Origin of the sequence: Psychrobacillus sp. BL-248-WT-3 (assembly GCF_012843435.1) — a bacterium.
GTDB lineage: Bacteria > Bacillota > Bacilli > Bacillales_A > Planococcaceae > Psychrobacillus.
In genome coordinates, this window is sequence record NZ_JABAFC010000013.1 from 36120 (window position 1) to 49163 (window position 13044).

Below are 13044 nucleotides of genomic sequence, written 5' to 3' on the forward strand. Positions count from 1 at the left end.
GACCAAATCCTAATCGATTTGGTCTTTCTTTTTTATGCTTCTGTTGTATATCTTACTACTACGGATCCTGTTTTAGCGTCTCCATATATTCTTAACGGCTCTTTTTCAGAGTCAACAACCTTTGTGAAAGCAACACGTTTATTGAGCACTTGCTCTGACTGGTTTATTTGAGTTACATCTGTAAGCTGTACATCGATACGACCTAGCTGAGTAGTAGTCTCACCTTTTAAGGAAATATCTTTAGGCACATAGATTTCTACCGTGCCAGCTACAGCTGTCCCTTCAATTTTACGAGCCTCTTTGTCTTTCGTTGTTAAAATAACATGTCCACTAACGGATGAACCTTCAATTTCCTTCAGTTTACCATCTACATAAATGCGGCCATTCATTGTTTCTACTTCTACAGTATCACCTTCGACATGTTGAAGCTGAACAGAGCCATTTACTGTTTCTATATCTGCACGATGGAACTTACTGTTTTCTAATTCAACCTTACCATTTGTTGTTTTAATCTTGAATGTATTAGCCTCTAGATTTTGTGCTACAAAATCACCGTTAAACAAACGAGCAGAAATATGGTTATACTCTTTTTCTGGAACAAACAAAGCTACTTGTACGGAAATAGTTTTCATATCGCTATAAACGCGTAGCTTGTTTCCTTCAGTAGTAAATATAAACTCTTCTTGGAATCTCTTTCTTGCCTCTTCCTCTGTAGAGTTCTTAAAGGATTTGACTTTCACCGTAGCATGAGCAAATGGCTCCTCCGATGGAAAGATGTTCACTTTACCATTTGTAAGGTTAATCGAGATATCGTCAAATTGCACATCTTGTTTTACAAACTTCTCTTCAAAAGTAACAGGATCATTGAATTTCATTTCAAACTCGAAATCCTTCATTTTGTCTACAGTCCCTTGCATGAACTGCATAAAACGATCTCCTACCATTGTAAAATCACGTTTTAAGTCCTCGATAAAATCTGCGCTACCTTGTTTGACTTGCTCTGTTTTTTTCTCTTCTTCAAACTTTTGAGTATTTACTTGGGGAGTTACAATTGTTGCTTGCTTACCTAGCTCTTCTAAAAGTGCCAGTGCTTCCTGTGCAGTAATCGTGCCGTTTTCAACCATATCCAAAATACGTTTACGCTCTTCTTGCATAGTTAAAGGCCTCCTCATAAATTTAAAAGTATATTACAAATATCTTCCTACTAGTTATACGTTCTGTGAGCCAAAAGGTTTCACTTACGTTTCTTTAGGCTTTAACTTTTTGTTGTTGCTTTATTAATGCCTTCTTCCATTCTTTTACGATCTCGCTCTAAAATAGGCTTTAAATAGTTTCCAGTATAAGACCCTTTTGCTTCTGCAATTTTCTCGGGTGTCCCTGTTGCTAAAATGGTTCCGCCCTTGTCTCCACCCTCAGGCCCCAAATCGATTAAGTGATCTGCCGTCTTAATCACATCTAGGTTATGCTCAATCACTAAAACTGTGTCTCCATTTTCAACTAAGCGCTGTAACACGCCAAGCAGTCTCGCTATATCATCTACATGTAATCCAGTAGTTGGTTCGTCTAGAATATAAAATGACTTACCATTAGAACGCTTATGCAGCTCTGATGCTAGCTTCACTCGTTGTGCTTCTCCACCTGAAAGAGTAGTAGCTGGTTGTCCCAGCTCCATGTATCCCAAACCTACATCAAAGATCGTTTGGATCTTGCGACTTATTTTTGGATGGTTTTCAAAGAATGCTAAAGCATCCTCAACCGTCATCTTCAAAATGTCTGCAATACTTTTTCCTTTATACAATACTTCAAGTGTTTCCCGGTTGTATCGTTTTCCATGACAAACCTCACAAGGCACGTAGACATCTGGTAAAAAGTGCATCTCTATTTTGATAATACCGTCTCCGCGACAGGCTTCACAACGTCCGCCTTTTATATTGAAGCTAAAGCGCCCCTTTTTATATCCTCGAATTTTCGCCTCGTTTGTTGAGGCAAAGAGATCTCTTATATCGTCAAATACCCCTGTATAAGTTGCAGGATTAGAACGAGGAGTGCGTCCAATAGGAGACTGATCGATTTCAATTACCTTATCAAGCATTTCAATTCCTTCTATTGTTTTATGTGCACCTGGCTTCGTTCTAGCTCGATTAATTTGATGTGCCAATGATTTATAAAGAATCTCATTCACCAGTGTACTTTTTCCTGATCCGGATACCCCTGTGACTGCTGTAAATACTCCTAACGGGATATCGACACTCACATTCTTCAGGTTATTTTCCGTAGCACCTTTAATCTTGATATAACGACCATCTGGCTTTCTTCGTTCAATAGGTAGCGGAATATACTTTTTACCACTTAAGTATTGACCAGTTAGTGAATTACTATCTTTCATTACTTCCTCTGGAGTTCCAGCTGCAACAATTTCTCCACCGTGGACACCAGCACCTGGTCCCACATCGATTAAATAGTCTGCAGCCATCATCGTGTCCTCATCGTGCTCAACTACGATTAACGTATTTCCTATATCTCTCATATCCTTGAGTGTTGCAACTAAGCGATCATTGTCCCTTTGGTGGAGACCAATAGAAGGCTCATCCAGAATATAAAGTACACCCGTAAGCCTTGAGCCTATTTGAGTTGCTAATCGAATGCGTTGAGCCTCACCCCCAGATAATGTTCCAGATGCGCGATTAAGCGTCAGGTAATTTAACCCTACATTATCAAGGAAGCTCAGACGTTCATCAATTTCTCTTAAAACTAGTCGAGCTATTTGCATATCCTTCTCTGATAGCTTTAATTCCTTAAAGAACTTATATGCTTCTTCGATGGAAAACTCAGATACTTGCCCGATATGCATAGAATCCACTTTTACGGCCATTGTTTCTTCTTTTAAACGATACCCCTTACAAGTAGGACAGTCATGCTCTGCCATATACTTTTCCATTTGTTCACGCGTGTAGTTGGAAGATGTATCTCTATAACGTCTTTCTATATTTGCAAGCACGCCTTCAAATTGAATTAGATTATCTCTCATTTGGCCGTATTCGTTTTGGTAACGGAAACGAATTTTGTCCTTACCCGAACCGTACATAATTTTGTTCCATTGATCAATTGGTAACTTTTCGACTGGTACATTCATTTTTATTTTGTAATGCTTGCACACTGCCTCTAGTAGCTTCGGATAATATTGAGAGCTAGTTGGCTGCCATGCGACAATGGCGCCTTCTTCTAAAGTTAAGCTTTTATCTGGAACGACTATATCCGGGTCAACCTCTAATTTGACACCTAATCCATCACAATCGTTACATGCCCCAAACGGACTGTTGAATGAAAACATTCTTGGCTCTAGCTCACCAATCGAAAAACCACAAATTGGACATGCATGATGCTCGCTAAACAGCAGCTCCTCTTGCTCCATTACATCTATTAAAACTCGTCCATCTCCAAGTCTCAATGCGGATTCTAAGGAATCGCTTATTCGTGCAGCTATCCCTTCTTTTATTACAATTCGATCGATAACTACTTCAATATTATGCTTCTTATTTTTGTCTAAAGTTATATCGTCATCTAAGTCTATTAAATCCCCATTAATGCGAACACGTACGTATCCTTGCTTTTTCATGTCCTCAAGCAATTTCACATGTGTCCCTTTGCGTCCAGAAACAATCGGGGCAAGAATTTGCATTTTTGTTCTTTCCGGATATTCAATGAGTCTATCAACCATTTGCTCGATTGTTTGGGAGGAAATCTCTATCCCATGTTTTGGACAAATCGGCTTACCGACACGAGCATATAGTAATCGCATATAATCGTAAATTTCCGTAACTGTTGCGACAGTAGATCTTGGATTCTTACTTGTTGTTTTTTGATCGATTGAAATAGCAGGAGACAGACCCTCTATAGAATCCACATCTGGCTTATCCATTTGGCCAAGAAATTGTCTTGCATAGGCTGATAAGGATTCGACATAACGTCTTTGCCCTTCCGCATAGATCGTATCAAAAGCTAATGATGACTTACCAGAACCAGATAAACCTGTCATGACGACAAGCTTATCTCTTGGTATTTTAATACTTATATCTTTTAAATTATTTGTTCGAGCACCTTGAATATTAATTTCTTGGTTTTTCACCAATCATCATCCTTCCAGCTTGAGCTCTAGAATTGCGTCACGTAATTCAGCAGCTCGTTCAAAGTTAAGCGCTTTTGCAGCATCTTTCATCTCTTTTTCGAGTTTGTCTAATAGTTTACCCTTTTCTTCCTTGGTTAAGACTTTTCCGCTAGTTAATTGCTGTACATAGCTTTCTTCGTCTTCTGCCACTTGAGAGGCTCGTATTACTTCTCTAATTTTCTTCTCAATCGTTTTAGGTGTGATGCCATGCTTTTCGTTATATTCCATTTGAATGGTACGACGACGCTGCGTTTCACTAATGGCCTTTGTCATAGAGTCTGTCATTTTATCGGCATACATAATAACTTCACCGTTAGAGTTTCGGGCAGCTCGCCCAATAGTTTGTATTAATGAACGCTCTGAACGCAGGAAGCCTTCTTTATCCGCATCCAAAATAGCGACCAGTGAAACCTCTGGTAAGTCTAATCCTTCTCGCAATAGGTTAATTCCTATCAGGACATCATACGTTCCTAAACGAAGCTCTCGAATAATCTCAATTCGCTCTAATGTTTTTATCTCTGAGTGCAGATATTGTACTTTTATACCTATTTCCTTTAAGTAATCCGTTAAATCCTCGGACATTTTCTTTGTTAAGGTTGTTATTAAGACTCGTTCATTCTTAGCAGATCGTTCATATATTTCATTTATTAAATCATCTATTTGTCCTTCAATCGGCTTCACTGTAATAATAGGATCTAATAATCCCGTAGGTCGGATAATCTGCTCGACCATTTCTGGTGTATGCTCTAATTCGTATGGTCCCGGAGTTGCGGATACATAAATAGCCTGGTTCACATGCCCCTCAAATTCCTGGAAAGTGAGCGGACGGTTATCTAATGCAGAAGGTAACCGGAAACCATGATTTACTAGCACAGATTTCCGCGCCTGGTCTCCATTAAACATTCCTCTAACCTGTGGTAATGAAACGTGGCTTTCATCTACTACCAGTAAGAAATCCTTCGGAAAATAATCTAATAATGTATAAGGGGTTGCTCCCGCTTCTCTTAACGTCAAGTGGCGCGAGTAGTTTTCGATCCCTGAACAGAAGCCCATTTCCTCCATCATTTCTAAATCATAATTCGTTCGCTGCTCGAGTCTTTGAGCTTCTAACAATTTATCCTCACTTCGAAGAATAGTAAGCTGCTCCTCTAGTTCCTGACGGATATTGTTTATCGCAATTTTCATCTTTTCTTCTCGTGTTACGAAGTGGGATGCTGGGAAAATAGCTACATGATCTCGTTCACCCAATATTTCTCCTGTTAACGCATCCACTTCTCGAATTCGATCTATTTCATCACCAAAAAATTCTACCCTTAGACATCTCTCATCACGAGAGGCAGGGAAAATTTCCACTACATCTCCACGAACTCGAAATGTTCCACGAGTAAAATTAATATCGTTTCGTTCATATTGCACATCCACTAGCTTTCTTAACAGTTGGTTTCGATCGATTTCCATGCCAACTCTTAGTGACACGACCATTTCTTTATATTCCTCTGGATTTCCGAGTCCATAAATACAGGAAACAGAAGCGATAATAATGACATCCTTACGTTCAAATAATGAAGAAGTAGCAGAATGTCGTAATTTATCAATTTCTTCATTAATGCTAGAATCTTTTTCTATATACGTATCCGTTTGTGGCACATATGCCTCTGGTTGAAAGTAGTCATAATAGCTGACAAAGTATTCTACTGCATTGTTAGGAAAGAATTCCTTGAACTCACTATATAGCTGCCCTGCAAGTGTCTTGTTATGGGCCATGACAAGGGTTGGTTTATTGATTTGTTGGATTACGTTTGAAATAGTAAAGGTTTTACCAGTACCTGTGGCCCCTAGTAATGTTTGATGCTTTTTGCCCTCATTTACTCCTTTTACTAGCTCTTTTATTGCTTCTATTTGATCCCCTGCTGGCTCATACGGAGATTGTAAATCAAAAATTTGTTCCATATGTATGCCTCCCGTATTCTTATTAAATTTAGTTTAACATAATCATTTTTCTAACACTATTAAAACGAACATACGTTTTTAAAATAAATTTTCAGAGTAGGTTCAACCTTTGTCGTATCAACGATTTAGTGGTAAAAATCTCTTCCTATCTATTACTACCCTCTTTTACAGAAAAAGCTACATTTTATCTTGCAAAAATATAAGAATGTTAGTTTTTTAACATTAAAAGAATAGACTTTTTATCAAAACTAAAAGCAGTTCAAATTTCAATCATTGTAAAATTTGAACTGCTTTATTTTTATATTTTCTTCATAGCCGTTGTTTTTACTAAGTTCGCCGCCTTAGCTCCGAACTACTGTTTTGAAAGACATTTACCCAAATTAAATGCAAAAAGTGAGATTGCATATCGCAATCTCACTTTTTGAGGGCATGATTAGTTTATCTCAGCCCCATCCTCAACATATATTAACTATTAATTCCTCACGAATTCCCGGCCCATTAGCAACTTAATTTTTCAGATGAAGTAACACGTTCGTGTACTCGTTAAATGCTTCTTTATCCTTGCGATCCAATGCCTCGTCAATTAAACCCATTAGCCGAAAACTTCTCTGCTCCCGGTGGACAACATTTAAAAACATATCAAGATAAATCTCGTTTAACAACTTTTCTGCAGAGCTTTCTTTCCCTGTTTGTCCCATTGCTTTCATAAAATCTGTATATGAATATTGTTTGTCCATTTCAATCACCCCGATGCCTTTTTTATATTATATAAAAGCTTAAGGCTAGTTGCAATCATTTTGAGAAAATTTAGATTATACAGTAAATAGAAGTATTTTTTAATTTTTAGATACATTAGCTTGATTTATTTCCAAAATTAACTATAATTTAAATTATAATATACTAAGGAGTGAAATTTTCTGACTAATAAAATTGAAAATAAATCCCATCTTATCTCCTTCGAGACCGCGTTACTTCAACCTTCTGTAGTAAATAACAAAGTTTACACGAAAGTTACTAATTTTTCTGGTGAAACCTCCATGGTAAGTAAAAAGCCATACGAAATCGTTCGTTATTCCTGCTCCTTCTACGGTTCTTCCTTTCAACACGCAGTAAACCTTTCCCGAGAAACGATTGGCAACTATTTTAAGCTACCAATCATACTAGCTCATGACTTTGGATCACCTTGTATATGGATTCCTGTTCTTTCTCCAAAATCAGATTTAAATATATGGTTTTCCTATCAGGCCATCGAAACTTTTTACCCAAATAAAAAGGGATCTACCGTTGTTCTTTCTAATGGGGATACCATTGATGTTCCTGTTTCGCCTAACACTATGAATCGTCAAGTGGCGTATGCCAACATATTAAGCACCCAATTCCTGAAACGAATGAGCCATCTTTTAAACAACGGATATGCCACCTCTAGACAAGCATCTATGCGTAAAAACATTCGCAACTGATTAGGTAATGGTTAAGTACATAGAAAGCAGTTCTTCTACGCGGTTACGAAGACGGACGTTCAGATAACGACGGTGCTCCTCGTACCCTCCATGAAAAAACACGTACTCTGTGAACATATCATCTCCTTCTCCTCTAATCACTTTCATACTATGCCTTCTCATGTAGACATGTGTGTCTTTTAGCTCTTTTTGAACTTGCTTTGCTGCTCCTTCTACGAGAGTCAAATAAGGTCTGTTTAATTTGAATGGGGCTTTTTCAATAATGGTTCGATCCTTTTCCAAGATGGTAAATACCATGGGAAGATAAATCATTTTTTCGAAATATGGAATTGCCTCTTCTGGTATTAAGGGCATCTTCATTCACCTTTCTTTTAAAAGAACATTTGTTCTTATATTTTACAACTTTTAAAAGAAAATGCAATGGAAAGAAAAGAACTTCAATCAAAAAACTGCCAATCCGAAGAATGGCAGTTACATTATTGAGACACTATGTCAGTTGCCCACTTACGAGCTTCCTTATAAAAATTATTAAGACTTGGAAAATCAATTTCTAGATTATTAGCTCCTTCGAGCATATCGTTCCAACGAACCTCATCATAGGCAATGGTTAAATCTAAGAAAGGCTTCATCTCTGTGCTGGACCCAACCAAAGTAGCCGCTACATCATCAGAAAGAGGTAACTCTTTAACTAGCTGATCCATCTTCTTATGTAAGATGGTGTCCATTAGAGAGAACATGCCTACTAATAAATATTCAGAGGAATTTGTCAGGTTTTTCTGTTTAGCAAGTAGCTCACAAAATTTAGCTCTAAATAAGGATGCTTCTACAATAGCTAGTCCATCCCCTTTGTAGTTTTGATGTACCTCTCGCAGTAACAAGACATGAAGCCAATGATTAATCTCCTCCAGCCCTAACATTAAAACACCCTGTTTAATCGAGCGAACCTTGGAACGTGGTCGAGCAACTGGAGAATTGACCATTTTTAACACTTTAAAGGTCAAGGAAACGTCTCTCTCTATTTCTAACGCAATTTCATCCATAGAAGCTTCTTCCTTGCGTAAAAGATTGATCAGTCTAATGTATTGCACTACGTTAGCAGGTATATCAGTGGCCTTGATAATTTCAGGCTTAGCAAAGAAGTAGCCTTGGAACAATTTATAGCCAGCAGATTTAGCTTCGTAAAAATCTTCTCGTGTTTCAACCTTTTCAGCTAGCAGTACAATGTTGGGATAGTTGGTTTGGACAATTTTCTCGACCGATTTTCTCTCTTCCACTGTAGTGGCAAGAAAATCTATCTTAATAAAGCTAACTAAGCTAAACAGTTCATCATAATAGTCAACATTTTGTTTTAAAACAAAATCATCCAATGCAAGAAGAAAGCCCATTGCTTTTATTTGTCTAATTTGTTTAATAAGACGGGGAGTTATCGTAATATTTTCTAGTATCTCTACTACTATCCTGTTAGATGGGAACTTTCTTAGTACCGCTTTATCCAGAAGGTTTTCAGTGAAATTAATAAAGCATAGCTTATCGCCTGCAATTTCATTTATTCCTATGGTCAGAAATGAATGTGTCAGCACATCAATCGTTGCCATATCCGCATCCACGTCAGGGAAAGAATTGTCTTCATTATTCCTATAAAGCAATTCATATCCATATAATGACTCGTTCATATTAAAAATTGGCTGCCTTGCAATAAAAATCTCCATTTAATTTCCTCATGTTCTTAAGAAATGTAATTGATACTATTGTATCAAAGATAAGGATGAAAAACGACCTATTTTTTCCTTTGATGACAGGATTATCATAAAATGATATGTTTAATAGTGAAGAATTTTAGCGTATTAGGGGGAGATGTAATGGAAACTATTACTTATGAACAACAGGGGAATATTGGAATTGTCACATTAAACCGACCTACAGCTTTGAACGCTTTCAACTATGAAATGTTATGTGAATTAGGAGAAATTGCAGAATCGATCCGTATCAATCCGGACATTAGAGTAGTAATCTTTACTGGATCTGGTGAAAAATCGTTTAGTGTTGGAGCAGATTTGAAAGAACGCCGAACGTTAACTGAACAAAGAGTTAAACGTAATATATATAAAATAGGTGAAGTATTCTCTTTAGTCGAAAGCTTACCTCAGCCAACGATTGCCATGTTAAATGGTTATGCGTTTGGCGGAGGGACAGAGCTAGCGCTTGCATGTGATTTCCGTATTGCAGCAGACGATATACAATTGGGACTAACTGAAACAAGCCTCGCAATTATCCCGGGCGCAGGAGGTACACAACGTTTACCTCGCCTCATTGGGGAATCCAAAGCTTTAGAGTTAATCTTAACTGCTAAACGATTGACGGCTCATGAAGCCTTTACGTATGGACTTTTAACTAAAATTGCGAGTCGAGAAACATTAAAGCAAGAAACGGAAAGCTTCGCAGCACGTATGTTAGCGAACGGACCAATTGCACTTCAACAAGCCAAGTTTGCTGTCAAACAAGGGATGAATGTGGACTTGCAAACTGGATTGCAAATTGAACGTAAGGCGTATGAAATTACGATTCCGACAGAGGATCGAGTAGAAGCCTTGAATGCATTTAGTGAAAAAAGAAAACCTGTTTTTAAGGGGAAATAATTTCAAAAGGAGGATGTTGTGAATAGTTCACGACCATCCTCCTTTTTAACCTTAGCTATGTTAATGCTAAAGGTGACTTATAATACACATAAACATGAGCTAGGATATTTTCTCCTCGCTCATTTTACTTTGATATTATTTTTGGCTTACGTACCTCGTTCGTGTACTCATTCCGCAATCGAGCGCTATTACCGAACGCTCATTAAATAGTTTTACTTGAAATGATGAAAGATTGCATTCTTTGGCATAAAATTTTTAAACATTATAATTTCTTTTTCAGAAGGATTTTCTATATTAATTTCAGAGCCCCAATGTGATGATTCAAAGAAACAATTACCATTATATTTCAAAAAAAGTGAAAACCATTTTATTTCTCCATTCTGACTTAAACTCTCTTGTAAAATGAAATTAATTATTTTTTTGTTTATATCCCCTTGAAAACAGACCATTTTCATAGGGTGCAAATCAATTTTTTCAAGATTAGTTTTCAAACTTAATTCTTCAATTGTTTCAACTTCTTCATTCCACACATGGAATTCTATAAAATTTGCAGATGTTATGAAATAATCAATTAAAGAAAACCAGTAATTATAACTTTGGAAATCAACATTACTTTCTGTTAAATTAATGTTGATAAATAAATTATTCTTCATCCAATCCCACCCCATTTACTAATGTCTACATAAGTAAAACATCTTTCTTCAACTATCCTGTGGCGCTACTATCCTGTTTTCTGATCCATCTAGAATTCTTTTTATATTTTGTCGATGAAGAATGATGATCGATACGCTTATTAATAGAGAAAGTCCTATGATAACTTTATCTTCAAATATTAGACTGTAAACAAATAAAGCTATACAAGCTAACATTGAACTTAGTGATACATACTTTGTTAATACCAAAGTTAGCACAAACACAAGAAAACCAACAAAAACACCTAAAGGGGTCAAAAATAAAAAAACTCCAGTTGCTGTCGCAACAGCTTTTCCACCTTTAAAACTAGCAAACACAGAAAATACGTGACCTAATATAGCTAATAAGCCACATACAATTGGATTAATAGTAGAACTTAGTATTAGGGGAAGAAAACAAGCAAGTGTGCCTTTTAATATATCAGCAATTGCAACAATTACTCCTGCTTTAATGCCTAAAACTCTGTAAGCATTAGTTGCACCAAGATTACCACTACCATAATCACGAATATCTTTCTTATATAATATTTTACCGACGATTAAAGCAAATGAAATGGAACCGATTAAATAACTTAAAATCAGAGTTAAAATGTTCAAAGTAATGTTATCTCCCCACTCAGTTTGTTATTTAAGTATTTCTCTTTGTTGTATACTTTTTCCTTCAAACCTTTCGGCTATGTTAATGCTAAAGGTGGACTTAAAATACATATAAAATGAGCTGGATATTTTCCAAGTTCATTTTTATTTGGTTCTTTTATCTTACTAAAGTCCATATTACGGAATATAGATAATTGGAAACAAATTAACTATTTTATGCCATTTGAAATATGTTCAGTTAATAATTTCCCCCTTGTTCTTGGCTAAATTTTTGCGCCATTCACTTAGCTCCGTTGTTGTCAGTTTCGCCCACTCAGTTTCTTCGCCAATAATTCTTAAAGGTTCTTGAGAACGATAAGATCGTGTTAAGTTACCCGGGAACTTTTTGTCAGTAACATTTGGGTCGTTTTCAAATTGACCTGTTGGTTCTATTTTATAAACCCGTTCTCTTCCTTCTCCTTTTGCTAATGCTGCTGCAAGTCCTGCACCATTGGCATTAGCAGTGAAATAAATGTGGTTCATTTTAAGCCCAGGTTTGTAATTTGAATCTCCACCCGCTATCAGCAAATCACCAACCTGTAAATCTGCCTTTGTCCCATGATAAAATGGTCCTTCATCAGAAGGTGTACCGTTAGATGAGTTTGACAATTCATAATTTCTTTTTGCATTATCAAAATCACACAACTCCTCATAGCATTTGGCAATGTTTAAATATAACGTTGAATATGCACTCTTAACATTATCATCATTTATATTTAGTGCACACTGTAAAGAGGTTTCCATCCATTTCAATTTCCCTGTAATACTCTTTTGTTTACGAGCCAAATGATATGCTGCAATAAACCTTTCATAGTCGTCATTTGCTTCGTGCCATGCTTGATGAAACATGGTGATTGCACCTTCAACATTTCCCCCATCTTCCATGTTCATTCCATTCATACAGAGTTTAATAACGACGTTATTTTGATCAAATTTTATACTCATCTAATCTTACCTCCCAATTAATGAAATAACATTTTTGAAATACATTTCTCCAAAACTCTTATTTAAACGACCATATCTTCTTATTAAAAAACAACTTAATTTCCTTTGAACCTGTGTCTTGATTCGTCGCTGTTCTTAGACTTATTTCTATTTCATTTTTACTGTAATTAACCAATATATTTTGAAATTCAGAATCGTGTAAGTGAGTGTCTTTTAATTTTCCGTAATTATTTATTGAAATAAATAGCCACTTTAAATCCCTTTCTTATAACATTCTCATATAAAAATATAGTACTTTTACCAAATTTTCTTATTCAACTAAACTAAACCGTTAGTTCAATAAGAAAAAAGGGTACCTATTACTTTTAAATTGTCTCAAACCATTCTATTGCATAACCAATACGATCTTCAACGAATTTATTTGTAACAAAATCAGCACCATTTTTCATTTTTTTGTTTGCGTCCCCCCTCGTTTTACCGATTACTACTAGCAACTTGATTTAAACAGACATAAAGTTCTCTCAATCTTACAACAACTGTAAGAGTAATTTGCAGTTTTT

At 36.3% G+C, this 13044-nt stretch carries 11 protein-coding genes; 2 read left to right on the plus strand and 9 right to left on the minus strand.

The window, feature by feature from the left end; genetic code table 11:
* Window positions 1-32 precede the first annotated feature (32 nt).
* From HF876_RS08975 to HF876_RS08990, 4 genes are all read right to left on the minus strand, one after another.
* On the minus strand, window positions 33-1154 hold the full coding sequence (locus HF876_RS08975) for a DUF4097 family beta strand repeat-containing protein (protein ID WP_169359727.1): 1122 nt from the start codon (window positions 1152-1154) through the stop codon (window positions 33-35).
* A gap of 101 nt (window positions 1155-1255) precedes the next feature.
* A complete protein-coding gene (uvrA, locus tag HF876_RS08980; RefSeq protein ID WP_169359728.1) occupies window positions 1256-4126 on the minus strand; it encodes an excinuclease ABC subunit UvrA in 2871 nt (956 codons plus the stop codon).
* Between the two features lie 6 nt (window positions 4127-4132).
* Window positions 4133-6115, minus strand: coding sequence for an excinuclease ABC subunit UvrB (gene uvrB, locus HF876_RS08985; protein WP_169359729.1), 1983 nt, complete (start codon window positions 6113-6115; stop codon window positions 4133-4135).
* A 506-nt stretch (window positions 6116-6621) separates the two neighbouring features.
* The gene (locus HF876_RS08990) at window positions 6622-6852 is read right to left on the minus strand and encodes an IDEAL domain-containing protein (RefSeq protein WP_169359730.1); all 231 of its coding nucleotides are present in this window, start codon (window positions 6850-6852) and stop codon (window positions 6622-6624) included.
* A 213-nt stretch (window positions 6853-7065) separates the two neighbouring features.
* Here HF876_RS08990 and HF876_RS08995 point away from each other — a divergent pair, with 213 nt between their 5' ends.
* Window positions 7066-7575 (plus strand): competence protein ComK, encoded by a 510-nt coding sequence (locus tag HF876_RS08995; protein WP_251555870.1) that lies wholly within the window; start codon window positions 7066-7068, stop codon window positions 7573-7575.
* Here HF876_RS08995 and HF876_RS09000 read toward each other — a convergent pair whose 3' ends face one another.
* Together HF876_RS09000 and HF876_RS09005 are read right to left on the minus strand one after the other, a co-directional pair.
* Window positions 7576-7929, minus strand: coding sequence for a YhjD family protein (locus HF876_RS09000; protein ID WP_169359731.1), 354 nt, complete (start codon window positions 7927-7929; stop codon window positions 7576-7578).
* A 122-nt stretch (window positions 7930-8051) separates the two neighbouring features.
* Entirely contained in the window at window positions 8052-9284 is a 1233-nt protein-coding gene (locus HF876_RS09005; RefSeq protein WP_169359732.1) for an EAL and HDOD domain-containing protein, read from the minus strand.
* Between the two features lie 150 nt (window positions 9285-9434).
* On the opposite strand from HF876_RS09005, the gene HF876_RS09010 reads away from it, so the two are divergent.
* The gene (locus HF876_RS09010; protein ID WP_169359733.1) at window positions 9435-10211 is read left to right on the plus strand and encodes an enoyl-CoA hydratase-related protein; all 777 of its coding nucleotides are present in this window, start codon (window positions 9435-9437) and stop codon (window positions 10209-10211) included.
* Between the two features lie 212 nt (window positions 10212-10423).
* Here the strand turns inward: HF876_RS09010 and HF876_RS09015 are convergent, their stop codons facing one another.
* The 3 genes from HF876_RS09015 to arr form a co-directional block, all read right to left on the minus strand.
* Window positions 10424-10864 carry a hypothetical protein gene (locus HF876_RS09015; protein ID WP_169359734.1) on the minus strand — a complete coding sequence of 147 codons (441 nt, stop codon included), beginning with the start codon at window positions 10862-10864 and terminating at the stop codon, window positions 10424-10426.
* Between the two features lie 48 nt (window positions 10865-10912).
* A complete protein-coding gene (plsY, locus tag HF876_RS09020; RefSeq protein ID WP_169359735.1) occupies window positions 10913-11500 on the minus strand; it encodes a glycerol-3-phosphate 1-O-acyltransferase PlsY in 588 nt (195 codons plus the stop codon).
* 234 nt (window positions 11501-11734) lie between these two features.
* Window positions 11735-12484: an NAD(+)--rifampin ADP-ribosyltransferase gene (arr, locus tag HF876_RS09025; RefSeq protein ID WP_169359736.1), complete on the minus strand. Its 750-nt coding sequence runs from the start codon at window positions 12482-12484 to the stop codon at window positions 11735-11737.
* Window positions 12485-13044 lie beyond the last annotated feature (560 nt).

Bases quoted from the DNA above. Each gene is read 5' to 3' on its own strand.
- HF876_RS08975 (WP_169359727.1), bottom strand. From the start codon at position 1,154: ATGCAAGAAGAGCGTAAACGTATTTTGGATATGGTTGAAAACGGCACG.
- uvrB (WP_169359729.1), bottom strand. From the start codon at position 6,115: ATGGAACAAATTTTTGATTTACAATCTCCGTATGAGCCAGCAGGGGAT.
- HF876_RS08990 (WP_169359730.1), bottom strand. From the start codon at position 6,852: ATGGACAAACAATATTCATATACAGATTTTATGAAAGCAATGGGACAA.
- HF876_RS09000 (WP_169359731.1), bottom strand. From the start codon at position 7,929: ATGCCCTTAATACCAGAAGAGGCAATTCCATATTTCGAAAAAATGATT.
- HF876_RS09005 (WP_169359732.1), bottom strand. From the start codon at position 9,284: ATGGAGATTTTTATTGCAAGGCAGCCAATTTTTAATATGAACGAGTCA.
- HF876_RS09010 (WP_169359733.1), top strand. From the start codon at position 9,435: ATGGAAACTATTACTTATGAACAACAGGGGAATATTGGAATTGTCACA.
- HF876_RS09015 (WP_169359734.1), bottom strand. From the start codon at position 10,864: ATGAAGAATAATTTATTTATCAACATTAATTTAACAGAAAGTAATGTT.
- arr (WP_169359736.1), bottom strand. From the start codon at position 12,484: ATGAGTATAAAATTTGATCAAAATAACGTCGTTATTAAACTCTGTATG.